The 25,727-nt window shown below is 70.2% G+C and carries 26 protein-coding genes; 5 read left to right on the top strand and 21 right to left on the bottom strand.

The features are described from left to right. Positions 1 to 308: 308 nt before the first annotated feature. Positions 309 to 578 carry a 30S ribosomal protein S15 gene (rpsO, locus tag LEL84_RS01205; protein WP_004021887.1) on the bottom strand — a complete coding sequence of 90 codons (270 nt, stop codon included), beginning with the start codon at positions 576 to 578 and terminating at the stop codon, positions 309 to 311. A 118-nt stretch (positions 579 to 696) separates the two neighbouring features. Continuing rightward, on the bottom strand, positions 697 to 1,665 hold the full coding sequence (locus LEL84_RS01200) for a bifunctional riboflavin kinase/FAD synthetase (protein ID WP_082652846.1): 969 nt from the start codon (positions 1,663 to 1,665) through the stop codon (positions 697 to 699). Positions 1,666 to 1,765: 100 nt separating this feature from the next. Here LEL84_RS01200 and LEL84_RS01195 point away from each other — a divergent pair, with 100 nt between their 5' ends. Continuing rightward, positions 1,766 to 2,434: a metal-dependent transcriptional regulator gene (locus LEL84_RS01195; RefSeq protein ID WP_078112279.1), complete on the top strand. Its 669-nt coding sequence runs from the start codon at positions 1,766 to 1,768 to the stop codon at positions 2,432 to 2,434. Positions 2,435 to 2,456: 22 nt separating this feature from the next. Here the strand turns inward: LEL84_RS01195 and truB are convergent, their stop codons facing one another. The 10 genes from truB to rimP all read right to left on the bottom strand — a co-directional run bounded on the left by truB (position 2,457) and on the right by rimP (position 12,905). After that, a complete protein-coding gene (gene truB, locus LEL84_RS01190; protein ID WP_058250137.1) occupies positions 2,457 to 3,356 on the bottom strand; it encodes a tRNA pseudouridine(55) synthase TruB in 900 nt (299 codons plus the stop codon). Position 3,357: 1 nt separating this feature from the next. Further along, a complete protein-coding gene (locus tag LEL84_RS01185; protein WP_058250136.1) occupies positions 3,358 to 4,014 on the bottom strand; it encodes a 4'-phosphopantetheinyl transferase family protein in 657 nt (218 codons plus the stop codon). After that, positions 4,011 to 5,012, bottom strand: a complete 1,002-nt coding sequence (locus LEL84_RS01180) for a metallophosphoesterase family protein (protein WP_175404254.1) — start codon at positions 5,010 to 5,012, stop codon at positions 4,011 to 4,013. Before LEL84_RS01180 ends, LEL84_RS01185 begins: the two co-directional genes overlap by 4 nt. A 28-nt stretch (positions 5,013 to 5,040) precedes the next feature. After that, positions 5,041 to 6,393 carry an MATE family efflux transporter gene (locus LEL84_RS01175; RefSeq protein WP_175404253.1) on the bottom strand — a complete coding sequence of 451 codons (1,353 nt, stop codon included), beginning with the start codon at positions 6,391 to 6,393 and terminating at the stop codon, positions 5,041 to 5,043. Between the two features lie 38 nt (positions 6,394 to 6,431). After that, the gene (locus tag LEL84_RS01170; RefSeq protein WP_058250134.1) at positions 6,432 to 7,388 is read right to left on the bottom strand and encodes a DHH family phosphoesterase; all 957 of its coding nucleotides are present in this window, start codon (positions 7,386 to 7,388) and stop codon (positions 6,432 to 6,434) included. Continuing rightward, positions 7,385 to 7,840: a 30S ribosome-binding factor RbfA gene (gene rbfA / locus LEL84_RS01165; RefSeq protein ID WP_065628950.1), complete on the bottom strand. Its 456-nt coding sequence runs from the start codon at positions 7,838 to 7,840 to the stop codon at positions 7,385 to 7,387. Before rbfA ends, LEL84_RS01170 begins: the two co-directional genes overlap by 4 nt. A 100-nt stretch (positions 7,841 to 7,940) precedes the next feature. Next, a complete protein-coding gene (infB, locus tag LEL84_RS24710) occupies positions 7,941 to 10,796 on the bottom strand; it encodes a translation initiation factor IF-2 (protein WP_159370654.1) in 2,856 nt (951 codons plus the stop codon). 99 nt (positions 10,797 to 10,895) lie between these two features. Then, entirely contained in the window at positions 10,896 to 11,180 is a 285-nt protein-coding gene (locus tag LEL84_RS01145; RefSeq protein ID WP_058250131.1) for a YlxR family protein, read from the bottom strand. Positions 11,181 to 11,281: 101 nt separating this feature from the next. Further along, positions 11,282 to 12,292, bottom strand: coding sequence for a transcription termination factor NusA (gene nusA / locus LEL84_RS01140; RefSeq protein ID WP_058250130.1), 1,011 nt, complete (start codon positions 12,290 to 12,292; stop codon positions 11,282 to 11,284). Positions 12,293 to 12,308: 16 nt separating this feature from the next. Continuing rightward, the gene (gene rimP / locus LEL84_RS01135; RefSeq protein WP_226513106.1) at positions 12,309 to 12,905 is read right to left on the bottom strand and encodes a ribosome maturation factor RimP; all 597 of its coding nucleotides are present in this window, start codon (positions 12,903 to 12,905) and stop codon (positions 12,309 to 12,311) included. A gap of 96 nt (positions 12,906 to 13,001) precedes the next feature. On the opposite strand from rimP, the gene LEL84_RS01130 reads away from it, so the two are divergent. Both LEL84_RS01130 and LEL84_RS01125 read left to right on the top strand, forming a co-directional pair. Continuing rightward, positions 13,002 to 13,565 (top strand): hypothetical protein, encoded by a 564-nt coding sequence (locus tag LEL84_RS01130; protein WP_226513105.1) that lies wholly within the window; start codon positions 13,002 to 13,004, stop codon positions 13,563 to 13,565. Further along, positions 13,562 to 14,047 (top strand): ferritin-like domain-containing protein, encoded by a 486-nt coding sequence (locus tag LEL84_RS01125; RefSeq protein WP_137809366.1) that lies wholly within the window; start codon positions 13,562 to 13,564, stop codon positions 14,045 to 14,047. Before LEL84_RS01130 ends, LEL84_RS01125 begins: the two co-directional genes overlap by 4 nt. 6 nt (positions 14,048 to 14,053) lie before the next feature. Here LEL84_RS01125 and LEL84_RS01120 read toward each other — a convergent pair whose 3' ends face one another. Then, positions 14,054 to 15,784: a proline--tRNA ligase gene (locus LEL84_RS01120; protein ID WP_226514215.1), complete on the bottom strand. Its 1,731-nt coding sequence runs from the start codon at positions 15,782 to 15,784 to the stop codon at positions 14,054 to 14,056. Between LEL84_RS01120 and yaaA the strand changes: the two genes are divergently transcribed. Further along, complete coding sequence (gene yaaA / locus LEL84_RS01115) at positions 15,783 to 16,565, top strand: peroxide stress protein YaaA (RefSeq protein ID WP_226513104.1); 783 nt, start codon at positions 15,783 to 15,785, stop codon at positions 16,563 to 16,565. The two genes, LEL84_RS01120 and yaaA, sit on opposite strands and share 2 nt — an antisense overlap. 22 nt (positions 16,566 to 16,587) lie before the next feature. Here yaaA and LEL84_RS01110 read toward each other — a convergent pair whose 3' ends face one another. The 5 genes from LEL84_RS01110 to LEL84_RS01090 form a co-directional block, all read right to left on the bottom strand. Then, positions 16,588 to 16,782: a pyridoxamine 5'-phosphate oxidase gene (locus LEL84_RS01110; RefSeq protein ID WP_226513103.1), complete on the bottom strand. Its 195-nt coding sequence runs from the start codon at positions 16,780 to 16,782 to the stop codon at positions 16,588 to 16,590. Then, positions 16,719 to 17,123, bottom strand: coding sequence for a pyridoxamine 5'-phosphate oxidase family protein (locus LEL84_RS01105; protein ID WP_226513102.1), 405 nt, complete (start codon positions 17,121 to 17,123; stop codon positions 16,719 to 16,721). The genes LEL84_RS01110 and LEL84_RS01105 overlap by 64 nt, the downstream gene beginning before the upstream one ends. 30 nt (positions 17,124 to 17,153) lie before the next feature. After that, positions 17,154 to 18,611: a DHA2 family efflux MFS transporter permease subunit gene (locus tag LEL84_RS01100; RefSeq protein ID WP_226514214.1), complete on the bottom strand. Its 1,458-nt coding sequence runs from the start codon at positions 18,609 to 18,611 to the stop codon at positions 17,154 to 17,156. A gap of 189 nt (positions 18,612 to 18,800) precedes the next feature. Beyond that, complete coding sequence (cobA, locus tag LEL84_RS01095) at positions 18,801 to 20,060, bottom strand: uroporphyrinogen-III C-methyltransferase (protein ID WP_226513101.1); 1,260 nt, start codon at positions 20,058 to 20,060, stop codon at positions 18,801 to 18,803. A gap of 67 nt (positions 20,061 to 20,127) precedes the next feature. Further along, positions 20,128 to 21,135, bottom strand: a complete 1,008-nt coding sequence (locus LEL84_RS01090; RefSeq protein WP_226513100.1) for an acyl-ACP desaturase — start codon at positions 21,133 to 21,135, stop codon at positions 20,128 to 20,130. 139 nt (positions 21,136 to 21,274) lie between these two features. Here LEL84_RS01090 and LEL84_RS01085 point away from each other — a divergent pair, with 139 nt between their 5' ends. Then, positions 21,275 to 21,970, top strand: coding sequence for a response regulator (locus tag LEL84_RS01085; protein WP_226513099.1), 696 nt, complete (start codon positions 21,275 to 21,277; stop codon positions 21,968 to 21,970). 1 nt (position 21,971) lies between these two features. Here LEL84_RS01085 and LEL84_RS01080 read toward each other — a convergent pair whose 3' ends face one another. The 3 genes from LEL84_RS01080 to cobO are packed head-to-tail and all read right to left on the bottom strand — an operon-like array spanning position 21,972 to position 25,722. After that, complete coding sequence (locus tag LEL84_RS01080) at positions 21,972 to 23,630, bottom strand: GAF domain-containing sensor histidine kinase (RefSeq protein WP_226513098.1); 1,659 nt, start codon at positions 23,628 to 23,630, stop codon at positions 21,972 to 21,974. After that, the gene (locus LEL84_RS01075; protein WP_226513097.1) at positions 23,630 to 25,111 is read right to left on the bottom strand and encodes a cobyrinate a,c-diamide synthase; all 1,482 of its coding nucleotides are present in this window, start codon (positions 25,109 to 25,111) and stop codon (positions 23,630 to 23,632) included. Before LEL84_RS01075 ends, LEL84_RS01080 begins: the two co-directional genes overlap by 1 nt. Continuing rightward, positions 25,105 to 25,722 carry a cob(I)yrinic acid a,c-diamide adenosyltransferase gene (gene cobO, locus LEL84_RS01070; protein WP_226513096.1) on the bottom strand — a complete coding sequence of 206 codons (618 nt, stop codon included), beginning with the start codon at positions 25,720 to 25,722 and terminating at the stop codon, positions 25,105 to 25,107. The genes LEL84_RS01075 and cobO overlap by 7 nt, the downstream gene beginning before the upstream one ends. Positions 25,723 to 25,727: the final 5 nt, after the last annotated feature.

The following is a 25,727-nucleotide window of genomic DNA, read 5'->3' as shown; positions in this document are numbered from 1 at the left end:
CCTACCCAGAACGCGCCGAGAATGTGCGGCAGCACGGTGAATGGCGCAGCGTGTCTGCGCCGGATGAGTGCTCAGACGGCCTTCGATCGAAGCGGCCGGAATCCTGCGCGCCCGAGGGTTGCCCGGGCGAGGGTTCCGGCGGCCACTACCGAGGACCGATCTGGCTGGTCGTTCCGCACTGCCTCGAGTTCCGGCACGATCCGTCTGTCAGCGTATCACCGCCGACTGTCGATACCTCAATACGACGACCCCCGATACGACAAAGCCGGCCGCCCCCGTTTCGGGGGCGGCCGGTGGAAGTCGGGAGATCAGCGACGCAGGCCGAGACGCTCGATGAGCGAACGGTAGCGGTTGATGTCGACCTTGGCGACGTACTTCAGCAGACGACGGCGACGGCCGACCAGCAGCAGCAGACCGCGGCGGCTGTGGTGATCGTGCTTGTGCTGCTTCAGGTGCTCGGTGAGGTCGGTGATGCGCTTGGTCAGCATCGCGACCTGGGCCTCGGGCGAGCCGGTGTCGGTCTCGTGCAGACCGTACTCGGCGAGGATTTCCTTCTTCTGCTCGACAGTCAAAGCCATGGAGTTACTCCTGTTTCTCAGTACCGCGTCCGAAACAACCACGGTGCGCCACCGCGGACTGCAGCAACACCGACTGATCAGGCTACCGCCCGGGTGGGACCCGGCCCAAATCCAGGGCTCAGCTCTCGGCCGCCGCCAGGATCTCGCGCGTCTTCGTCACGTCGTCACCCATGGCGGTGATCAGGTCGTCGACGCCGTCGAACTGTTCCATCCCGCGGATGCGGTGCACGAAGTCGACGGCGACGTGCTGCCCGTAGAGGTCGGCGCTCTTGTCCAGAACGAATGCCTCGACCGTTCGGGTTCGGCCGGAGAAGGTGGGGTTGGTGCCGACCGACACCGCGGCCTGGTAGCGCTCCCCCGGCTCGACCTCGCCGACGACCGGGCCCGCGCCCAGGATCGTGAACCAGGCGGCGTAAACGCCGTCGGCGGGGATCGCGGCGTACATCGGCGGGGCCACGTTGGCCGTCGGGTACCCGAGGTCGCGGCCACGGCCGTCGCCGCGCACCACCACACCCTCGACCCGATGCGGGCGGCCGAGCGCCTCGGTCGCGCGGTCGACGTCACCGGCCGCGACACACGAGCGGATGTAGGTCGACGAGAAGGTCACCGCATGTTCACCGAACAGCGAGACCGATTCCACCGAGAAGCCGAATTTCCCACCGAGTTCGGCGAGCTTGGCCACGTCGCCGGCCGCCTTGCGTCCGAACGTGAAGTTGTCGCCGACGACCACGACGGCCGCGTGCAACGTCTCCACGAGGATGTCGTGGGCGAAGTCCTTGGGCGACCGGGCGGCGAGTTCGGGTGTGAACGGCATGACGCAGAAGACGTCGATGCCGAGCTCCTCGGCCAGCTCGGCGCGTCGTGTCAGCGTCGTCAGTTGCGGCGGATGGGATCCCGGGCGGACCACCTCGGACGGGTGCGGGTCGAACGTCATCAGCACCGCCGGGACGCCGTGCTCCTTCGCCGCCTTCGTGGCGGCGTTGATGAGCTCCGCATGTCCCCGGTGAACACCGTCGAAGACACCTATGGTGACCACGCACCGTCCCCAGCCCGCGGGGATGTCGTCCAGACCTCGCCAACGCAACACGCGACCAGACTACGGGCACCCGGTGTTCCAAACCACCACCGCCACTCGCGTTTGCGGTGGGGTTAAGCTCTTGGTCATGCCTCGGGGAACGGATCGTCCGGTGACAGAACTGTCACAGGTGACCCAGGACTATCTGAAAGTGATCTGGACCAGCCAGGAGTGGGAAGACGTCAAGGTCACCACCAAGCTGCTGGCTCAATCCCTCGGCGTGTCCGCATCGACCGCGTCGGAGGCGATCCGCAAACTCGCCGACCAGGGCTTCGTCTCGCACGAACCGTACGGCGCGGTCACCCTCACCGCCGCGGGCCGGTCCGCGGCCGTCCTGATGGTGCGCCGCCACCGGCTGATCGAGACCTTCCTGGTGCGCGAGCTGGGCTACCGCTGGGACGAGGTCCACGACGAGGCGGAGATCCTCGAACATGCGGTGTCCGACCGGCTGATGGCCCGGCTCGATGCGAAACTCGGCTTCCCCGACCGGGATCCGCACGGCGACCCGATTCCCGCACTCGACGGCTCGATCCCCGCGCCGGACGCGGCACTCCTGGCCGACCTGGAGGTCGGGGCGTCGGGCGCTATCGCCCGAATCTCCGACACCGATCCCGAGATGCTGCGCTACTTCGACCAGGTGGGCGTCGCCCTCGACTGTGTGGTGACCGTCGCCGAGAAGCGCCCGTTCGCGGGCACGATCTCGGTGTCGCTCGACGACGGCGATCCCATCGACCTCGGCGACATCGCCGCACGCGCCATCTTCGTCGTCCCGCGCGGCTGACCCGTTTCTTCGGCAGGGCGCGTCAGCGCAGGGTCGCCGGCCGCACCACCATCACCGAACTCGCGCGGCGACCCTTTTCCTGGATCAGCGCGATCGCCTGTTCCCGCGGATCGACGACAACATAGATCTCCTTGCGGCCGATCGGCTCCAGCCATCGCCCCTGACTGATCGACTCGGCCTCGTCGTCGTCGATGTCGCGGCGCGGGAACGAGATCTTGACCGCCTCGTCGATGTCGAGGCTGACGCGCGGCTCGTCGCGGACGTCGTCGAGTGTGCGCGCATGGTCGAGGGTGAACGGGCCGACCGCCGTCCGCCGGAGTTCGGTCAGGTGCCCCCCGACCCCGAGCGCGGCGCCGAGGTCGCGCGCCAGTGACCGGATGTACGTGCCCGACGAACAGTCAACGGCCACGTCGAGATCGACGAACGCGGCGTCGCGCCGGGCGTCGAGCAGCTCGAAGCGGGACACGGTGACCGGGCGCGCCGCGAGGTCGAAGTCGGCTCCGGTCCGCACCAGTGCGTGCGCTCGCCGCCCGTCGACCTTGATGGCGCTGACCTTCGCCGGGACCTGCTGGATGTCACCGGTGAGATCGGCCATGGCCGCGGCGATGTCGGCGTCGAGGACCCCGGATGCGTCTGCCGTGTCGAGGATCTCGCCTTCGCGGTCGTCGGTCGTGGTGGACGCGCCGAGTCGGATCGTCGCCGTGTACGACTTCGTCGTCAGCGAGAGGAGTCCGAGAAGCTTTGTGGCCCGCTCGATCCCGACGACCAGGACACCGGTGGCCATCGGGTCGAGGGTACCGGCGTGCCCCACGCGGCGGGTGTTGAAGATCTTCCGGCATCGTGACACGACATCGTGGCTGGTCATCCCGGCCGGCTTGTCGACGACGAGCAGTCCGGCGTTCTCGATGGTTGCGTCGGCCACGTCAGGTCAGCGCGATCGTGGTGGTGATGATGCCGCGCTCGACCAGCCAACGTCCGGAGAACTCCAGCAGCGGCGGTCCCCCGTCGGCGGCGGCCGGGTCGATGAGGATGCGCGAGGTGAACGTCCCCGACGTCGGGGTGGACTGTTCGAAGGTGATGTGCGCGTCCTCGAAACCCAACCAGCGCTTGGCGACCGGGAACCAGGCCTTGTAGGTGGCCTCCTTCGCACAGAACAGCAGACGGTCCCAGTGCAGGTCACCCGACCGGGTCGCGAGCACCTCGCGCTCGGCGGGCAGGCTGGTGTGCTCGAGCACACCGTCGGGCAGGCTGTCGTGCGGCTCGGCGTCGATACCGAGGGAACGCACCGACATCGCGTAGGCGACCGTCGCGGCGCGATAACCGTCGCAGTGGGTGAGGCTGCCCACGATCCCGGCCGGCCACACGGGTGCCCCCTTGTCCCCCTTGAGGATCGGGACGGGCTCGTAACCCAGCTCCCCCAGCGCCTGCCGGGCGCAATGCCGAACGGTGGTGAACTCGCGACGACGCTTCTCCACCGCGCGCGAGATCAGGCTCTGCTCGGCCGGCAGCAGGACGAGATCCGGCGGATCGGCGAACGCCTCCGCCGAGGCGACGCCGGCCGGCAGGAGCTGTTCGATCATCGGTTGTCCTCTCGCGCTTGCCGTTCCGCTTGCCGCTCGGCCTGTCGTGTTCGTCGTTCCGCCTGCCGCTGCTCGACCCGCTGCCGGAACTCGGCGGCCCGTTCGGCGTAGTCGGGCGGCAGGTCGAACCGGACTCCGTGCTCGGGCAGATCGGACGCACCGAGCCCGTCTCCGGGAACGATGTTGCGCATCAATGGGTTCGGGAGTCCGCGGCGCTTCCACTCCCGCGGGTAGCCGACCGACACCTCCTCGAACCGGATGCCGTCGTACCAGGTGGTCCGGGGGATGTGCAGGTGCCCGTACACGCAGCACGCTGCGTTGAACTCGGTGTGCCAGTCCGCGGTCAGCTCGCTGCCGCACCACAGCGCGAACTCCGGATAGATGAGCGCGTCACACGGTTCGCGGCGCAGCGGCCAGTGGTTGATGAGGACCGTCTTCTCGGCGGGGTCGATGGCCTGCAGCCGACGCCGGGTGATCTCGATCCGCGCCCGACCCCAGGCGTCCCGGGTCGGGAACGGCTCGGACGACAGCAGGAACTCGTCGGTGGCCACCACATTGCGTTCCCGGGCGAGCGCGAGCGCGGTCAGTTTGTTGGCCGTGCCCTCCGGGCGGAAGGTGTAGTCGTACAGCAGGAACATCGGGACCACGCGGACGGGATCGGAGCCATCGCCCGGATCGAACAGCGGGTAAATGTCCTCCGGGGTCACCACGCCGATGTCGCGGCAGGCCTGGACGAGGTAGTCGTACCGCGCGACCCCGAACACCTGCAGCGGATCCTTCGCCGTCGTATACAGCTCGTGGTTGCCCGGGACCCACACGACGGTGGCGAACCGAGCCCGCAGACGACGCAGGGTGTCGACGATGTCGTCGGTGCGTTCGGCGACGTCACCGGCGACGATGAGCCAGTCGTCCGGCGAGGTCGGCCGGATGCTGTCGATGATGTGCTCGTTGCCCCGATGCGCGATGTGCAGATCGCTGATCGCCCACAGAGTAGCCACGAGGATCCATCGTGCCAGAGGATCGCGATCAGGCGCGGACCGCACCTGCCCGGCGCCATCGCCCCGAGCGGATCCGCCACACCACGGTGGCCAGACGCACGAGCATGAACACCACCAGGCCGGACCACACACCCGCGAGTCCCCAGTCGAACACGAGCGACAGCCAGATCAGCGGCAGGAACCCGATGAGGGCGCCGGCGAGGGTCGCGGTGCGCAGGAAGGCGGCGTCGCCGCTGCCGAGGAGCACGCCGTCGAGCGCGAAGACCACGCCGGCGATCGGCAACATGCCGACGAAGAACCACCAGGGCACCCCGACGGCGTCGAGGACGGCGGCGTCGGAGGTGAAGATACGCGGGATCAGCGTCGCACCGGCCGCGAAGAGGGCAGCCATCGCGGTGGCGGCGACCACGGACACCGCGGTGACGCGCCGGGCGACGGAGTCGGCTGCGCCGAGTCGTCCCGCTCCCAGCGCCGCGCCCACCAGCGCCTGGGCGGCGATGGCCACCGAGTCGAGGAACAGAGCCATGAACTCCCACAGCTGCAGCACGAGCTGGTGCGCCGCCACCTGGGCGACCCCGAATCGCGCCGCGACCGCGGCCGCCGAGACGAAGCAGATCTGGAACGACAGACTGCGCACGATGAGATCCCGCGCCATGACCAGTTGCGCGCGGATGATCGACCAGTCGGGTGCGAAGGCGCGCGAGCCGGGCCCGTGGCCGGCACCCACGGCGACCCGCCGTGCCTCGCGGACCACCCGCACGGCGAACAGCACGCCCGTCACACCCTGTCCGATCACGTTGGCCACCGCGCTGCCGTCGAGACCGAGACGCGGGAACGGGCCGACGCCGTGGACCAGTCCGACGACGAGGACCGCGGCGAGGGACAACCCGACCACGACGTAGACGACGGGACGACGAGTGTCCTGGACGCCGCGCATCCACCCGTTCCCGGCCATCGACAGCAGGATCAGCGGGACGCCGAACATCGCGATCCGCAGCCAGCCCGCCGCGTCCTCGGCCACCGCGGCGGACTCCGGCGAGGACGTCCCGACCAGCAGACGCATCACGACCGGGGCGCACGGGTAGGCGACGGCGACGATCGGGACGCCGACCGCCACCGCGATCCAGCTCGCCTGTACGCCTTCGACGACGGCGCCGGGCCGGTCACCGGAGCCGAAGCGACGGGCGGAGCGGGCGGTGGTGCCGTAGGACAGGAAGGTCAGCTGCGTACTGACGATCGAGAGCACCAGGGTGCCGACGCCGAGAGCGGCCAGTTGTTCGCCGCCGAGGCGTCCGACGACCGCCAGGTCCAGCAGGAGGTACAGCGGCGGCGCGATGAGGACGGCGAGAGCCGAGACGGTGAGGGTGGCGATGCGTGCCACGCCCGGGGCGTCCCCGGCATCCGGCTCCGACGCGAGGCTCAGAGCGACTCCAGCAACCTGGCGACCACCTCGTCGGCGGTACCGGTGTCGCTGTACCCGGAGGCCTGACGATGCCCGCCGCCGCCGTGCGCCCGGGCGATCGGTACGAGATCGACGATGTCCTTGGACCGCAGCGAGACCGTCCAGACACCCGGCTCGCCCTCCTTGAACACCGCTGCCACCTCGGCCTCGCGGGCGGTCCGGATGGTGTCCACGACGCTCTCGGACTCCTCCCAGCTCATCCCGGCCAGCGCCTGCTGGTCGACCACGGCGTACACCAGACCCTCACCGTCGCAGGCGGTGGGTACGAGCTGCGCCGACGCCAGGACACCCGACATCATCGAGAACCAGGCGAACGGATGGGAGTCGAACAGGATCCGGCTCCACTTCCGCGTGTCGACGCCGGTCTCCAGGAGCCGGGCCGCGACGCGGAACGACGCCGGACGGGCCCAGCGGAACGAGCCGGTGTCGGTACTGAGGCCGGCGTAGACGCAGGTGGCGATGTCGGCGTCGAGTTCGACGCCCAGATCGTCGAGGACGTCGAGCACCAGCACGGCGGTGCAGTCGGCGGCCGGATCCACCAGGTCGAGATCGCCGAAACCGGGGTTCGACGCGTGGTGGTCGATGACGATCGAGGTCTGCGCCGCGGTGAACGTCTCACCGAGCGAGTCCAGCCGCTCGAGGTTGGCGGCGTCGACCGCGACCACCAGTGGGTGTCCGACGACCTGCGCGGGAGCGCACAGCAACTTGCCACCGGGCAGCCCGGCGAGCGACGCCGGGAGCTGTTCGGTCCCCGGGTAGGAGACCTCGACGTCGACGCCCCGGCGGTCGAGTGCCAGCCCCAGCGCCAGACCGCTGCCGATCGTGTCCGCATCGGGGCGGACATGACAGCAGATGGTCACCGCGGTCGCGGAGGCCAGCGTCGCGGCGATCGCCGCACTCGACGAACTGCTCACTCGCGGGTACCGGTGGTGTCGTCGTCCGCCGAGCGGTACGGGTCGGACTCCCCCGCCGGCTTCGCCTCGGCAGCGCGTCGGGCGACGAGTTCGTCGTTCGCGCGGGCGCGGGCGACGAGCTCCTCCATCTGACGCGCGGCATCGGGAACCGTGTCGAGTACGAAGCGCAGGGTCGGGGTGAAGCGCACCCCGGTACCCGCACCGACCTTCGACCGCAGCACGCCGGTCGCCTTCGCCAGACCCGCGGCCGCGGCCTCGAAGTCGGGTTCGGCGTCGATGGATTCACCCATCACGGTGTAGTAGATCGTCGCATCGTGGAGATCGTTGGTCACCCGGGCATCGGTGACCGTCACATACGCCAGTCGCGGATCCTTGATCTCGTGCGCGATCGCCGACGCGACGATCGACGAGATCCGCTTGGCCAGGCGCTGAGCCCGTGCCGGATCTGCCATTCCAGGACTCCTTCCATAGCGCTGCGTGCGCGCCGACCGGAGACGGGTCGGCGCGCACCACAGCTGTCGAGATGTCGTACGAGGGTGGTCGTCGCCGCGATCAGTCGCGCGGCTTCTCCCGCAGCTCGTAGGTCTCGATCACGTCGTCCACCTTGATGTCCGAGTAGGTCAGCGTGAGACCACATTCGTAGCCTTCGCGAACCTCGGTGGCATCGTCCTTCTCACGCTTGAGCGACGACACGGTGAGGTTCTCGGCGACCACCACGTTGTCGCGCAGCAGGCGGGCCTTGGCGTTACGCCGCATGATGCCCGACTGCACGAGGCAACCGGCGATGTTGCCGACCTTCGACGACTTGAAGATCGCGCGGATCTCGGCGCGGCCGAGCTCCACCTCTTCGTAGATCGGCTTGAGCATGCCCTTGAGCGCGCTCTCGATCTCGTCGATGGCCTGGTAGATCACCGAGTAGTACCGGATGTCGACGCCCTCGCGGTTGGCCAGCTCGGTGGCCTTGCCCTCCGCCCGGACGTTGAAGCCGATGATGATCGCATCCGAGGCCGCGGCCAGGTTGACGTTGGTCTCGGTGACGCCACCGACACCGCGGTCGATGATCCGCAGCGAGACCTCGTCGCCCATCTCGATGTTCAGCAGGGCCTCTTCGAGGGCCTCGACCGTACCCGAGTTGTCACCCTTGAGGATGAGGTTGAGTTGGCTGGTCTCCTTGAGAGCCGAATCCAGGTCTTCCAGGCTGATCCGCTTGCGACTGCGTGCCGCCAGCGCGTTGCGCTTGCGCGCGTTGCGCCGGTCGGCGATCTGCCGGGCGATGCGGTCCTCCTCGACCACGAGCAGGTTGTCGCCTGCGCCGGGGACCGAGGTGAAGCCGATGACCTGGACCGGACGCGACGGCAGCGCCTCGGGGACGTCGTCGCCGTGTTCGTCGACCATGCGTCGGACACGTCCGTAGGCGTCGCCGGCGACGATCGAGTCGCCGACCTTCAGCGTGCCGCGCTGGACCAGCACGGTCGCCACCGGGCCGCGGCCGCGGTCGAGGTGCGCCTCGATGGCGACACCCTGGGCGTCCATGTCCGGGTTCGCACGCAGGTCCAGCGACGCGTCCGCGGTGAGCAGGACGGCCTCGAGCAGCGCGTCGATGTTCTCGCCCTGCTTGGCCGAGATGTCGACGAACATGGCGTCGCCGCCGTACTCCTCGGGGACCAGACCGTATTCGGTCAGCTGCCCGCGGATCTTCTGCGGGTCGGCGCCTTCCTTGTCGATCTTGTTCACCGCGACCACGATCGGCACGTCGGCCGCCTGGGCGTGGTTGACCGCCTCCACCGTCTGCGGCATGACGCCGTCGTCGGCCGCGACCACGAGGATCGCGATGTCGGTCGCCTTGGCGCCGCGGGCACGCATGGCGGTGAACGCCTCGTGACCCGGGGTGTCGATGAAGGTGATCAGGCGATCCTCACCGTTGAGGTGGGTGTTCACCTGGTAGGCACCGATGTGCTGCGTGATGCCGCCGGCCTCGCCCTCCCGGACGTTGGCCTTACGGATCGTGTCGAGCAGTCGGGTCTTACCGTGATCGACGTGGCCCATGACGGTGACCACCGGCGGACGCTGTTCGAGGTCTTCCTCGCCGCCCTCGTCCTCGCCGTAGGTGAGGTCGAAGCTGTCGAGCAGCTCGCGGTCCTCGTCCTCGGGGCTGACCACCTGGACGCGGTAGTTCATCTCCGAGCCGAGCAGCTCGAGCGTCTCGTCGTTGACCGACTCGGTCGCCGTCACCATCTCGCCGAGGTTGAACAGCGCCTGGACCAGCGAAGCCGGGTTGGCGTCGATCTTGTCGGCGAAGTCGGACAGCGACGCACCGCGGGCGAGACGGATGATCTCGCCGTTGCCGCGCGGCAGCCGGACGCCACCGACGGCCGGTGCCTGCATGTTCTCGTACTCGGCGCGTTTCGCCCGCTTCGACTTGCGACCACGGCGCGGTGCACCACCGGGACGACCGAAGGCGCCTGCTGCGCCGCCGCGTCCACGGCCGCCACCGCCACCGCCGCCGGGACGTCCGCGGAAACCGCCACCGGGAGGTCCTCCCGGTGCACCGGCTCCGCCGCCGCCGCGGTAACCACCGCCGCCGCCGGGGCCACCACGGCCTCCGCCGGCACCGCCGCGACCACCCGGACGGGCGTCAGGACGGGCCGCACGCGACGGCATGGCGCCGGGACTCGGACGCGGGGGCATGTTGCCGGGATTGGGACGGGGACCGCCCTGGCCGGGAGCGGGACGACCGCCACCGGGACGCGGACCACCCTGGCCGGCGGCGCCGGGACGGCCACCGCCGGGACGCGGACCGCCCTGACCCGGTCCGGGACGGGCAGCCGGACGCGGCGCGGGCGCCGGTGCCGACGAATACGGGTTGTTGCCCACCCGCGGCGTACGCGGACCCGGCTTCGGGCCGGGACGCGGACCCGGGCTCGACGTGGGGGCAGACGGTGCTGCCGACGCGGCCGGGGCCTGCGGCGCCGGTGCCGCGGGAGCGGGACGTGGGCTGGGACGTTCCGCCGCGGGGGCGGGCGCCGGGGCCGGGGTCTCCGCCGGTGCGGGTGCGGGCTTGGGTGCGCCCGGCTTCGGCGCGTTGGTGCGCGGGCCGGGGCTCGGACGGTCGGCGACCGGCGCCGACGGGGTTGCGGGTGCACCGGGCTTCGGTGCGTTCGTGTTGCCGGACGGCTTGGGTCCGGGCTTGGCGCTCTGGCGCGGGCCGGGGGCCGGGGACGACTTGGAGTCCTTGGCTCCCCCGTCCTTGCCGGGGAACGATTCACGCAGTCGACGGGCCACGGGGGCCTCTACCGTCGACGACGCCGATTTGACGAACTCGCCTTGCTCCTTCAGACGCTCGAGCACCTGCTTGCTCGTGACGCCGAGCTCTTTGGCCAGTTCGTGCACGCGGGCTTTGCCTGCCACTGCTCTCCTCACTTGGAGGCCAAGCGGCTCACCCGCTACGGCCTCGATTTAAGTCCGGTACATGCTCATCGTGACTTCACGGTGTGCTCATGTCTTCTGCTACCTGTTCCGGCTCCGGGGAGCCATCCTCTGGTGGGTGATCGCGCCGAGCTGTTCGGTGAGATCGTCCGGGTCCACGGTCAGACCGGGGGTCCGGAGTGCCGCGGCGAAGGCCCGGCGTCGCGTCGCGGTGGAGATGCACTCCGACCGCGCGTGCAGCCACGCGCCTCGTCCCGGCATGGTCTTCGCGGGATCGACCACGACTGTCGGGGTGTCACCGCACAGCTGTGCGACGACACGGACCAACTCGCCGGCCTCTGCCCGCTGCCGGCAACCGATGCACATCCGGATGGGTGTGCCGCCGGCTCGCGAACGGGGGGCGGATCGCTGAACCATCGATCAGTCTAGCGCGAGCGGGCCCGGCGGGGACAATCGGCCGCTGCGCGTCACTCCGGCCCGCCCTCGGCCGCCGGCGCGGCGTCGGACCGGATGTCGATCCGCCACCCCGTGAGCCGGGCCGCGAGCCGGGCGTTCTGGCCCTCTTTGCCGATGGCCAGCGACAGCTGATAGTCCGGGACGATGACCCGCGCGGCCTTGGCGGCGGCGTCGACGACCGTCACCGAGACAACCTTCGCGGGCGACAACGCATTCCCGACGAAGACCGCCGGGTCGGTGTCGAAGTCGATGATGTCGATCTTCTCGCCGGCGAGTTCGCTCATCACGTTCCGTACGCGCTGGCCCATCGGACCGATGCACGCGCCCTTCGCGTTGAGGCCGGCCACGCCGGTGTGCACCGCGATCTTCGACCGGTGGCCGGCCTCGCGCGCCACGGCGACGATCTCGACGCTGCCGTCCTCGATCTCGGGCACCTCGAGGGAGAACAGTTTGCGCACCAGGTTCGGATGGGTCCGGGACAGGGTGATCTGCGGACCGCGCGGTCCGCGGCTCACGCCGACGACGTAGCACTTGATCCGGTCGCCGTGGGTGTAGACCTCGCCCGGCACCTGCTCGGCCGGCGGGATGATCCCCTCCGTCGAGTTGGCGTCACTGCCGATCTGGACGACGACCATCCCGCGCGCATTGGCGCGCGAGTCCTGCTGCACGACGCCGCCGACGATCTCACCCTCGTGGGCGACGAGGTCGCCGAAGTTCTTCTCGTTCTCGGCGTCGCGCAGGCGCTGGAGGATGACCTGCCGTGCGGTCGTCGCCGCGATGCGGCCGAAACCCTCGGGGGTGTCGTCCCATTCGTGGACGACGTTCCCGTCCTGGTCGACCTCCTGCGCCATCACGCGGACGGCGCCGGACTTGCGGTTGACGTCGACACGGGCGTGCGGCGCGAAACCGTCGGTGTGGCGGTAGGCCGTCAGCAAGGCGGTCTCGATGGCGGTGATGACGGTCTCGATCGAGATGCCCTTGTCGGCCTCGATCATGCGCAGGGCGGCGATGTCGATGTTCATGTCGTCGGTCTCCTATTCACTTGTCGTGTTCATTTGTGGTGTTCAGTTGTCGCGCCGCGGCGGGGGCGCGGCGCGCTTCGATCTCGTCGGGTTCGAGGCCGCACAGTTCGAGCTCGCGGACGCTCGGCTGAGAGAAATCCACCTGCACCACGGCTTTGGTCACCGAGGCGAGGTCGACGGTCTCCACCGCGATCCGCCCCTTGTGGTTCGCGACCACCTCGACCGCCGGCGCCGGGTCGTCGAGCAGCCTGCCGATGCGTCCGGCGACGGTGCGCGGCTGCGATCCGGGTCCGCCGTCGACCTCCACGACGACGCGCCGACCGGTGTTGCGACGCCAATGCCGGGGCAGGGTCAGCGGGCTGTCGACGCCGCGCGAGGTGACCTCGAGCACATAGGCGAGGTCGGCGAAGTCGGGCGTGGCGTCGAGGAGGTCGGAGACCTCGGTGCTGAGTCCGGCGAGAACGTCGAGGTCGCTGCCACCGTCGCGGTCGACCACGATCGACAGTTCCTCCTGGCCGTCCCGGCTGCGCACCGTGATGACCTCGAGGTCGAATCCCCGCTCGGCGACAAGCTTTTCGACGAGTTCGCGCACCTGCGTCGGGCTGATCGGCATGCCACTCCCCTCGTCTTCAGTTGTCGGGCCGTGCCGGGTCTCGCACGACGTTGCTCCGAACATCCTAGTGGATCGATCGCGCGGAGAACTGCTGGCATGATGTCCCGGGTGAGCATGCCCCCGATCGAGCGACGGACCCTGCGGCACCCGATCGACCGGCGCACCGCCTTGCGCGGCGGACTCCTCGCGGGCGCCGTCGTCGTCGGCGCCGGGGCGGCCGGCGTCGGACTGACCGGTTGCGATTCGTCGCCCTCCGCGGAGACCCTGTTGGCCGAGAGCCTGGTGCCCCTGGTGCGCTCGGCGTCCGCGGACGAGAGCACCGCGCGCGCCCTGGTCGCGGTCGAGCCCGCATACGCCACCGCACTCGGTGTCGTGGCCGATCAGCGCGCCCAGCACGCTCGCGCACTGCGCGAGGAGATCATCCGGCTCGACCAGGAGGTGGCGGCGACACTCGACCGTCCCGCCACCTCGGCGACCGCCTCGACTTCCCCGGCGGGTACCCCACCGGCCCCACCGTCCCTCGCTCGACTGCGCGTCGATCTCGACGCCGCGGCCGGGCAGGCCCGCCGGGTCGCGCTCGGCGCCGCCGGGTACGCAGCCGGGCTGACCGGGTCGGTCGCCGCGGCCGTCACTTCGATGCGAGAGGTGCAACTGGCATGACGTCCCCCGTGAACACACCGGCGTCGGATTCACCGGCAGCGCAAGCAGATCCCGACGACCCGCTGGTCGTCGCCGCCGAGACCGAGAACGCCGCGATATTCACCTACGGTGTCATCACCGCCTTCGTCGCCGCCTCCCGTCGACGCACCGTCGCCGAGTACGCCGACGCCCATCGCGCCCGACGCGACGAGATCGACCGGACGATCGAGGCGGCGGGGAACACACCGCCGCTGGCGGCCGCCGGCTACACGCTGCCGATCGAGGTCACCGACCCGACCACCGCGGCCCGCGCCGCGCTCGGCGCCGAGATCGACTGCGCAAGCGCTTATCGGGCATTGCTGGAGCAGGCCGACGACGAGACCGGACGCCGGATCGGCGCCGACGGGCTGTCGGAGAGCGCGGTGCGCGCCGCGCGCTGGCGGGTGGCTCTGCAGGAGAGCCCGGTCACGGTGGCGTTCCCCGGGTCTCCCGCAGGCGGCTGAGCCGCCTCAGCCGCGGGCGGCCGCCACCACCGCGTCGACCGCGGTGTCGACCGCGACCTCGGCGGCCTCACCGGTGAAGCGGTCGCGGATCTCGATGGTGCCGTTGGCATATCCGCGACCGACGACCACCACGGTCGGCATCCCCAGGAGTTCGGCGTCCTTGAACTTCACTCCGGGCGACGCCTTCCGGTCGTCCAGGAGCACCTCGAGACCGGCCGCGTCGAGGTCGGCGGCGAGCTGCTCGGCGCCGGCGACGGCGGCCTCGTCCTTGTTGGCGATGACGAGGTGAACCGCGAACGGCGCCACCGACTTCGGCCAGCGCAGGCCCTTGTCGTCGTGGGACTGCTCGGCGATGACCGCGACGAGGCGCGACACCCCGACACCGTAGGAACCCTGGGTCAGGCGGACCGGCTTGCCGTTCTCGCCGAGGACGTCCACCTCGAAGGCGTCGGTGTACTTCTGGCCGAGCTGGAAGATGTGCCCGATCTCGATGCCCTTGGCACTCACCAGCGGTCCGGCGCCGTCCGGCGACGGATCGCCGTCGCGGATCTCGGCGGCCTCGACCGTCCCGTCGGGCGTGAAATCGCGGCCGGCGACCAGACCGACGTAGTGCCGGCCCGGCTCATCGGCGCCGGTGATCCAGGACGTCCCCTCGACCACCCGCGGGTCGACGAGGTAGCGGATGCCGTTCTCGGCCAGCGCCTTCGGTCCGATGTACCCCTTGACGAGGAACGGGTTCGCGGCGAAGTCGGCGTCGGTGAGCAATTCGACCTCGGCGGGCTCGACGGAGGCCTCGAGACGCTTGACGTCGACCTCGCGATCGCCCGGGACACCGATGCCGGTGATCTCCCAGTCACCGCCCGGCACACGGAGTTTCACGAGCACGTTCTTGAGGGTGTCGGCGCCGGTGTACTGCCCGTCGAGCGTCGCGTTCGCCCAGTCGACCAGGCTGTCGATCGTCGGGGTACCGGGCGTGTCGTGGACGACCGCCGCGGGCAGGTCGTCAAAGGGCAGCGGGTCGGGCGCGCGGGTGATGACCGCTTCGACGTTGGCGGCGTAGCCGGATTCGACGCAGCGCACGAACGTGTCCTCGCCGACCGCCGACTCGGCCAGGAACTCCTCGGAGGCGCTGCCACCCATCGCGCCGGAGGTCGCGGCGACGATGACGTACTCGATCCGCAACCGCTCGAAGATCTTCTGATACGCCTCACGGTGCGCGTTGTAGGCGGTCTTGAGTCCGTCGTCGTCGAGGTCGAAGGAGTAGGCGTCCTTCATCACGAACTCACGTCCGCGGAGGATGCCCGCGCGCGGCCGTTCCTCGTCGCGGTATTTGGTCTGGATCTGGTAGAGGATGACCGGCATGTCCTTGTACGACGAGTACTCGCCCTTGACCAGCGTCGCGAACAGTTCCTCATGGGTCGGGCCGAGGAGCATGTCGGCACCCTTGCGGTCCTTGAGGCGGAAGAGCGAGTCGCCGTATTCGGTCCAGCGGTTGGTGGTGTCGTAGGGCTCGCGGGGCAGCAGGGCGGGCAGCAGGATCTCCTGGCCGCCGATGGCGTTCATCTCCTCGCGGACGACGTTCTCGATCGCCTTCAGCACGCGTAGACCGAGCGGCAGCCACGAGTACACACCGGGCGCGACTCGGCGGATGTAGCCGGCTCTGACCAGCAGCTTGTGGCTGGGGACCTCCGCGTCGGCGGGGTCGTCGCGCAGGGTCCGCAAGAACAGGGTCGACATGCGTGTGATCACGACCAACCAGCTTAGTTATGGTGTTGCGGTGCGCGTCATCCTGCCTCCCTCCGAAACAAAATCCGACGGCGGGCGCGGCGCTCCCCTGGATCTCGACACGCTGTCCTTCCCCGAGCTGAACCCGGTCCGCAAGCAGGTCGCCGACGCGCTCGTCGCCCTGGCCGCCGACCTCGAGGCCAGTCGTACCGCGCTCGGGCTCGGCGCCACCCAGCTCGACGAGGTCGACCGCAACGCCGACCTGTGGCTGTCCCCCACCCGGCCGGCTCTCGAGCGCTACACCGGCGTCCTCTACGACGCCCTCGATCACCGGTCGCTGACCCGGGCGGGCAAGACCAAGGCCGCCGACCGGCTGGCGATCGGGTCGGCGTTGTTCGGTGTCGTGCGGGCACCCGATCCGATTCCCGCGTACCGACTCTCAGGCGGTTCCAAGCTGCCCGGCATGCCGACGCTGGCGGCGCTGTGGAAGCCGGATCTGTCCCCCGCGCTGGACGCGGTCGACGACTTCGTCGTGGATCTGCGCTCGGGCGTCTACCACCAGCTCGGTCCGGTGCGCGGCGCGGTGACGGCGACCGTCATGACCGAGCAGAAGGACGGCTCACGCAAGGTGGTCAGCCATTTCAACAAGCACTACAAAGGTCTGATGGCCCGCGAACTGGTCCGCACGCGGCGTTCCGTACGCGACGTGAACGGTGTGGCCGCGGTCCTCGCCGACGCCGGGCAGCGGGTCGAGATCGAGGCCCCGGACCGCATCGTCGTACTGACCGACTGACCCGGCACCGAGGTCCGCGACGCTACTGCGCGTCGAAGTCGAAGAGGGTTGCGCCGCCGGGCTCCACGGTCTGCAGGACGGTCGCCCGTCGCGGCGTCACCCGGTAGACGTACCAGGGCGGCGGGCCGGCCGACGGCGCACTGAAGTCGGCGGTCAGCGCGGCACCCGACTCGTCGACGCGGCACGGCCACCCGTCGCCCGCCCACAGCTCTGCCATCTCGGCGACGACGGCTCGGTGACCAGGTTCGCGTCGCCCTCGACCACCAGGTCGGCCTCGTCGAGTGCCACCGACAGGGTGCAGCGCGGGTCGCGGGCGAGGTTGCGCGCCTTCCGGGTCGACGGACCGGTCTCCAGCCAGATCGCGTCCCGATGCCACAGCGCCCCGATTCCGGTGACGTGCGGGCTGCCGTCGGCGTTGATCGTGGCGATCCACCAAATGTGCCGGTCGGGACCACCGGTCCCCGGCGCCTGGGACACCCCGGCGGTCAATCGGGCCGCGACGGGCCGCCAGTCGAGCGTGCCGATGTCGTAGAGCTCAGCGAGATTCTTGGCGTCCATACCGGGACCGACCGTGCGTCCGCCCGGAATTCATCGCCGGGTGTCGGACCCCGGGGTGTTCGGCTCGGCGTCGAGCCCGGCGTCGAGCCCGGCGTCGGCGGCTTCCTGGGCGGCCTGTCCCTCGGCGACCTGCTCGGGCGTGAACCGCATGAACAGCACGACGATCGCGGCGAGGACGGCGATGCCCGCGCAGGCGGCGAAGGCCAGCCCGTAACCCTCGGCCTGCGCGGCGAGCTGGGTGGGGTTCATCGTCTCGACCGGCGCGGTGGTGCCGCCCTTCGACAGCGCGCGCGAGGTGACCATCGCACCGACGGCGACCAGGCCGACGGCCCCGCCGAGGTTCTGCGCGACCTGCGCGAGCGCGGTCAGGGGGCCGATCTCGGTGGTGCCCACCCCGGCCACCACGGACAAGGTCAGCGGGATGACTGCCAGACCGACGCCGAAACCGATCACGACGACGGGGACGAAGATGCTCGGGAAGTAGTCCGGTGAGTCGGTCGCGATCGACGATGCGTAGAGGCAGCCGACGAGGATCACCGCGCCGCCGACCAGGACGAGCCAGCGCGGCTGGATCATCAGCGCCAGCTTCGACGCGATCGCCGCGGCGATGCCCAGCCCGAACGCGAACGGCACGACCGCGAGCCCGCTCTGGATCGGCGAGTAGTGCAGGATGCCCTGCAGGTACAGCGAGATGAACACCGCCATGCACATCATGATCATGCTGGCGAGCAGGATGGCGAGCAGGGCTGCGACGCGTGAGCTGTTGTCGAAGAGGGAGAACGGCAGCAGTGGGTTCCGGGCGCGCCGTTCGACCACGATGAACGCGGCCAGGGCGAGGGCGCCGAGGATGAACGAGCCGACCACGACCGGCGCCGTCCAACCGTTGGGCCCCTCGTTCACCGCGAGCACCAGCAGGGTGCAACCGAGGGTGCCGAGGACCGCGCCGGGCACGTCGAGAGGCAGCCGCTCACCCTGGGATTCCCGCAGCGCGACGATCGCCCCGACGACGACGATCAGACCGATCGGCACGTTGATGAGGAAGACCAGGCGCCACGACAGCTCGGTCAGCACCCCGCCGAGGATGAGCCCGGCCACCGATCCCACGCCGGTCATGGCCGCGTAGACCGCGAAGGCCTGACTGCGCGGTTTGCCGGGCGCGAAGGTGGTGGCGACCAGCGCCATGGCGGTGGGCGCCGCGATCGCCGCCGACGCGCCCTGCAGGGCCCGGCCGGCGAGGAGGCTCGCCTCGTTCCAGGCCAGTCCGCACAGCAGCGAGGTGAGGGTGAAGGCGACCACGCCGACGATGAACATCCGTTTGCGCCCGAACGTGTCACCGAGTCGGCCGCCGAGGAGCATGAGACCGCCGAACGCCAGCACGTAGCTGCTGATGACCCAATTGGCGCTGGACTCCGAGAGCGTGAGCGCGTCGCGGATGCTCGGGAGCGCCAGCGCGGCCACGGTGCCGTCGAGCACGACGAGCAACTGCATCCCGGACAGCACCAGGATCGGCAGGCCGAAGACCGGACGGAACTGCTCGCTGTTCCCCGCTCCTGTGTTCACCGTTCCAGTGTTCACGGTTCCGGTGTTCGCAGCTCCGGGAGTCGACATAGAGAACGACCGTACCGGCCGACCGCCGGGACATGCCAATCTGCGTTGATCCGGTTTGGGTTGATCTGGTCAGGCGCCCTCGGTGAACGCGGCCACGTCGCCGATGACGACGATCGCGGGCGGACGCAACCCCTCGGCCTCCGCGACCTCGCCGGCGTGGGCGAGATCGGTACGCAGCAGACGCTGGGTCGGCAGGGATCCGTTCTCGATCATCGCGACCGGGGTGTCGGGCCGCCGGCCGCCCTCGAGCAAGGCGTCGGCGAAGACCTCGACGCGTTCGACCGCCATCATCAGGACCAGGGTGCCGCGCAGCTTGCCCATGGCCGACCAGTCGATCAGCGAGTCGGGGTGGCCGGGCGGCACGTGGCCCGAGGCGATCACGACCTCGTGGGTGACGCCGCGGTGCGTCACCGGGATGCCCGCCGATGCCGGTGCGGCGATCGAGCTGCTGATCCCCGGCACCACGGTGACCGGGACCCCGGCGGCCACACAAGCCTGCAGTTCCTCGAAACCCCGCCCGTAGACATAGGGGTCGCCGCCCTTGAGGCGGACCACGAACTTGCCCTCCTTGGCCTTCTCCACGAGGACGTCGTTGATGGCTTCCTGCTTCATCGCGCGGCCGTAGGGCACTTTGGCGGCGTCGATCACCTCGACCTGCGGGCCGAGTTCGGCGAGCAGTTCGGGGGGCGCGAGCCGATCGGCCACCACCACGTCGGCCTCGGCGAGGAGCCGTTGGCCGCGGACGGTGATCAGGTCGGGGTCGCCGGGACCGCCACCGACGAGGGCCACGCCGGCGGCGTGCGGGGCGGCGTCGTCGACACTCAGCGACCCCTCGGCGAGGGCACGGCTCATCGCGGCGCGGAGTGCGGCCGACAGTTTGTGGTCGCCGCCGGCGAGGACGCCGAACTGGACGTCGCGGTGACGGCCGGATGCCGGGGTGACGGCGGTGCCGTGGCGGGCGTCGTCGGCCCGGACACAGAACGTGTGCCTGCGCTCGGCCTCGGCCACCACCGCCTCGTTGACGGCGGGATCGTCGGTGCAGGCCATCGCGTACCAGGCGCCCTCCAGATCACCGTCGGCGTAGCGGCGCTGGGTGACGGTGATGCCGGTGAAGGATTCGACGGCCGGGGTGGGATCGAGCGCGATGACGTGCACGTGGGCACCCGCGGCGACCAGATTTGGCAGCCGCCGCTGCGCGACGGACCCGCCGCCCACCACGACGACCTTGCGTCCGCGGAGGTCGAGGCCGACCAGGTAATGCCCCTCTGCGGAGGGGAAGGCGTCGGGCCCGGGGACGTTCGGGGGCGACGCGGACTCAGGCTCGGACATGGGAGCTGACATTACCGGGACGGGTGACCCAGGGCGTCACCTCACCCGTGCGGCGGAGGTGTGCCGGTCACCGGTCGCGCGACTCACGTGAACGCTGCCGGGCCAGGGCGCGTTCACGCGACTCCTCGAACTTGCGCACCTTGACGTCCATCTGTTCCAGGAACGCCGCGAGGCGTTCGCGGTAGTGCTCGCCGACCGGCCCGAAGTCGTTGCGCTCGAAGATGCGCCACTTCCGCAGGACGGGCATGACGACATCCGACATGTGTTGCGGCAGATCGTAGATGCCGCCCTTGGCGATCAACACGGCGTTGCGCCGGAAGTTCGGCATGGTCGCGCCGGGCATCTGGAAGTTGGTCACGATCGCGTGGATGGCGGCCATGGTCTGGTCGGGAACGAGGTCGAGCGCGCCGGCGACGATGTTGCGGTAGAAGAGCATGTGCAGGTTCTCGTCGGCCGCGACACGCTGCAGCATGCGGTCGGCGATCGGGTCCCCGCATGCCTTCCCGGTGTTGCGGTGCGAGACCCGGGTGGCCAGTTCCTGGAAACTGACGTACGCGACCGCGAACAGCATGTCGAAGCTGTGGTCGCGCTGCCCGTCGTCGTCGGGCAGGGGGTTGAACCCCGACGTCATGTGCGCCATGCGGATCTCTTCGAGTTCGACCGGGTCGACACCGCGGGTCACCACCAGGTAGTCGCGCATCACGATCGAGTGGCGGTTCTCCTCGGCCGTCCAGCGCCCCACCCACCAGCCCCAGGCATCGTCGAGGGTGAAGTTGTCGGCGATCACCCGGTGGTACGACGGCAGGTTGTCCTCGGTGAGCAGGTTGGTGATCATCGCGGCCTTGGCGACGTCGGAGAGCCGGGACTGTGCCGGATCCCAGTCGAGTCCGCCGAGAGCCGCGAAGTTGCGTCCGTCGTCCCAGGGCACGTAGTCGTGCGGGTGCCAGTCGCGCGTCATCTTCATGTGCCGCTCGACCTCGGTCTCGCACACGGGCAGCAGTTCACGCAGTAGATCCGAACCGGTCATGCCGCGGTCGGCGGGTTCGGCGTCGGGGGGTCCGATGAGGGTGGTCACGTGCTCTCCTGATCACAGCGGGGGTCGTACCATCCACTCTGCGCGGCGGGACGGGTGGTGCTCGTGAGGCGAAGGTCCCGCCTGTATGGGGTCCGACGTCGCGACTTCCCGACGCCGCACATCCGGTACTTTCAGACCCATGTCCCCTGTCACGACCGATTCGGCCACCACCGATCCGACCCCGTCCCCGAATCCGGTCCGCGCCTACCTCGTCGACGACCACGAGCTCGTCCGGCGCGGTCTGCGCGACCTGCTCGGGACCGCCGGCGACATCGAGGTGGTGGGCGAGGCGGCCTCGGTCGGCGAGGCCCTCGTCGGCATCCTGGCGACCAAACCCGATGTCGCCGTGCTCGACGTCCGGTTGCCCGACGGCAACGGGGTCGAGCTGTGCCGGGACGTCCGCGCCGCCGAACCGGGGATCAAGTGCCTGATGCTCACGAGCTACGCCGACGACGACGCGCTGCTCGCCGCGGTCCTCGCCGGCGCCTCGGGTTTCGTGCTCAAACAGATCCTGGGGCACAACCTGGTCGCCGCGGTCCGGACCGTCGGCCGGGGCGGTTCACTGCTCGACGATCGGTCCACGGCGGCCCTGCTCGCCAAGCTGCGCAACGAGAAGCAGACCGAGAAGGATCCGCTCGCCGAGCTCACCCATCAGGAGCGCGAGGTGTTCGCCCTGATCGGCGAGGGCCTGACCAATCGCCAGATCGCCGGCCGGATGTTTCTGGCGGAGAAGACGATCAAGAACTACGTGTCCCGCATCCTGGGCAAATTGGACATGCAGCGACGCACCCAGGTCGCCGTGATGGCGACCAGACTCCGCGACGGCAAGGAGTGAGTCAACCCACCAGCGGCACCGACCAGGTGAGCGTCGTCCCGCCGCCGCTGGTCCGGCCCTCGCTCGTCCCGCCCCCACTCGTCCCCCGCGGGCGGGTGACGATGCTGAACGTCCCGTCGCAGTCCTCGGCCCGGCGCGTCAGGTTCTCGAGACCGCGATAGGTGACGTCGGCGCCGATGCCGACCCCGTCGTCGCTGATCTCGACGGTCAGGACGTCGTCGGCGGTCACCGACACCGCGATGTGGTCGGCCCGCGCGTGCCGGAGCGCGTTGCTCAAGCCCTCTCGCAGGACGGCGTCGATGTGTGGTCCGAGGGAGTCCGGGACCACCGTGTCGACGGGGCCGTCGAACTCCACGCTCGGCGAGATCGACGCGTGCCCGGACAGTTCGGAAACGATGTCGAGCACCCGCCGCCGCAGCGTCGGGCCGATGTCGGTTCCGTAGGGCGTCTGCAGGTCGAAGATCGAGGTGCGGATCTGCGCGATCGTGCGGTCGAGGTCGGTCATGATCTGCTCCAGGCGCGCGGCCGCGGCGGCCGGATCGGTGGTCCCGGCCAGCAACGTCTGTACCGACATCCCGACCGCGAAGAGTCGCTGGATCACATGATCGTGCAGGTCGCGGGCGATGCGGTGCCGGTCTTCGAGGACCTCGAGATCGCGGGCGATCTGTTGCTGCTCGGCGTAGACGACCGCCAGCGAGGCGACCTCGGCGACACCGGCGAGCCCGGCGATCTCCTCGTCGTCCCAGTAGGGGCGGTTACGGTGGGTGATGAGCATCCAGCCGAACGCCCCCGATGCGCGCTGGAGGGGTTGCACCGAGGTCCAGCGGGCGCCGCCCCGTATCAGCGACTCGGCGATCTGGCCGGAACGCTGCACCCGCAGCGCCGTGGCGTCCGGCGGGACGAAGTTCTCGATCTCCACCGGATCGCCGGTGTGCCCGCGTAGTTCCACCTCCCCCGCCATCTCGGTGAGCAGGTAGACATCGACCGCGCCGACGAGACCGGCGACATCGGCGCACATCCGGGACATGGTGTCCGACAGCGCGATTCCGGCCAGCGGCTCCGACCCACGCCGGGCCAGGACCTGCATCCAGCGGTGGCGGGTGCGGGCCCGTTCGAAGAGACCCGCGTTGTCGACGGCGATCCCGGCGGCCACCGCCAGCACCGCGACGACGGTCTCGTCGACCTCGGAGAAGTCCTCCGCGGACCGCTTCTCGGTCAGGTACAGACTGCCGAACACCTCGCCGCGCACCATGATCGGAGCACCGAGGAAGGTGTGCATCGGGGGGTGGTTGGGCGGGAACCCGACCGACGTCGGATGGGCGCCGAGGTCGTGGATGCGGTGCAGGCGGGGATCGTCGATGAGCAGGCCGAGGACCCCGCGGCCGACCGGCAGATGTCCCATGGTGGCGCGTTGCGCATCGGTGATGCCGATGTGCACGAATTCACTCAGCCCGCCGTCCGGCCCGCGCACGCCGAGGGCACCGTACTGGGCGTCCACGAGTCCCGCCGCGACCTCGACGATGCGCTGCAGCGCGCGGTCGAGTTCGACCCCCTGCCCGACCACCAGCACCGCCTCCAGCAGTTCCCGGAGCAGGGCGGGATCGTCGGCACCGTGATCGGCGAGCGCGTCGAGCGTCTCGCGGAGCCGGTGCGCCAGCATCAGGACGCCCCGGGGGCGTCGCCGACGGACTGGGGCGTCGGCACCCGCCCACTCTCGGCGGATCGGGACACGAAGCGGCACAACGCTTCCGGGATCGCGGCCGGATGCAGATGCAGGTACGAGGCGTGCACTGCGGCCGTCGCGACCCCGTGCATCGACGCGCGGCCCGCCGAATCCCGCCAGGCCCAGGCCGGGGCGAGCGCGCCGTCGCCGACCCCGCTGCGGTGGAACTCGTGACCGGTGACGCGTTCGCCGGTCCGGAACAGGGCCGAGTCGCCCACGGCCACGGCATCGCGGTATCCCAGCGTCAGGGTCGGGCCGAAGTGGCCGGGGATGTCGAGGACGCCGCTCATCGGGTGCCCGTCGAGTTCGGTGCACAGGTACAGCAGGCCCGCGCACTCGGCGTGGATCGGCCGACCTGCCGCGGCGTGCGCCCGGAGGTCGGCGCGCAGGAGATCGTTGGCGGCCAGCGCCTCGGCGTGTTCTTCCGGGAATCCGCCACCGATCACCACGCCGGCCGCGTCCGCGGGCAACCGGTCCACGAGCGGGTCGAAGACGACGACGCGCGCGCCGGCGGCGGTCAGCACCTCGGCGTGCTCGGCGTAACCGAAGGTGAACGCCGCGCCCCCGGCGACCGCGATCACCGGCGAACCGGCCGACGCGGCGGGACGATACGGCGCGACGGCTTCCGCAGCCGACCAGGCCGCGGCGTCGGGGACCGCACGTCCGCGGGCGGCGGCCACGATCGCCGGCAGGTCGAGGGCGCCGCGCAGGTGCGCGGTCATCGCGTTCACGGCGGCGACCGCGTCGGCGTTGCGTTCGGCGGCCGGGATCAGGCCCAGGTGCCGGGAGGGCACCGTCAGCGACGGGTGGCGCCGCAGCACACCGAGAACCGGCAGTCCCACCCGCGCGGCGGCCTGTCGCAGCACCATCTCGTGGCGTGGCGAACCGACCCGGTTGAGGATGACGCCCGCGATCGACACCGAGGGGTCGTAGGAGAGGAACCCGTGCAGCACGGCGGCCAGCGACTGGCTGTGGCCCGCGGCGTCGACGACGAGGATCACCGGCGCACCGATGATCGACGCGACGTGCGCGGTGGAGCCGACGCCGAGCGAACCGGCATCGCCACCTGGACTGCCGCCCGTGCCGTTGCCGCTGTCGGAATCCACGATCCGGCCGTCGAAGAGGCCCATCACGCCCTCGACGACCGCGATGTCGGCGCCCGCGGCGCCGTGGGCGAAGAGCGGCGCAATGCGTTCGGCGCCCACGAGATTCGGGTCGAGATTGCGTCCGGGTCGTCCGGCCGCGACGGCGTGGTATCCGGGATCGATGTAATCGGGGCCGACCTTGAACGGCGCCACCCGGTGTCCGGCCGCCCGCAGAGCGCCGATGAGGCCGGTCGTCACGGTGGTCTTGCCGCTGCCCGACGACGGCGCGGCGATCACGACGGCGGGCGTCGACGCCCGCACGGAGGTCACCATTCGATCCCCTTCTGCCCCTTGCGTCCGGCGTCCATCGGGTGGGCGATCTTGTGCATCTCGGTCACGAGATCGGCAGCGTCGACGAGGGCCTGCGGGGCGCGCCGGCCGGTGATGACCACATGCTGGCGTCCGGGTCGGCGGGCGAGGGTGTCGAGCACCTGAGCGGTGTCCACCCAGCCCCAGTGCAGCGGATAGGTGAACTCGTCGAGGACGTAGAAGTCGTGTTCGCCGGCATCGAGACGGCGTGCGATCTCCGCCCACCCGGCCCGGGCGGCGGCGGCGTGGTCGTCGTCCTGGTCGTCGTTGGCCCGCAACCAGGACCAGCCCTGACCCATCTTGTGCCATTCCACCGGCCCACCGGCGCCGGTCTCCGCGTGCACCCGGTCGAGGGTGAGCATCGTCGACTCCTCCCCCACCTTCCACTTCGCACTCTTGACGAACTGGAACACCGCGACCCGCATACCCGCGTTCCACGCGCGCATCGCCATCCCGAAGGCGGCGGTCGACTTGCCCTTGCCGTCGCCGGTGTGCACCGCGAGGACGGGCTGATTACGGCGCTGTCGCGTCGTCAAGCCGTCATCGGGGATGCTGACCGGAACTCCCTGGGGCACTCGAC

The sequence above is a fragment of the Gordonia sp. WA4-43 genome, from assembly GCF_020520305.1.
Classification (GTDB): domain Bacteria; phylum Actinomycetota; class Actinomycetes; order Mycobacteriales; family Mycobacteriaceae; genus Gordonia; species Gordonia hongkongensis.
Note: the sequence above shows the minus strand (reverse complement) of the source record. Positions and strands in the feature narration are given on the sequence as shown.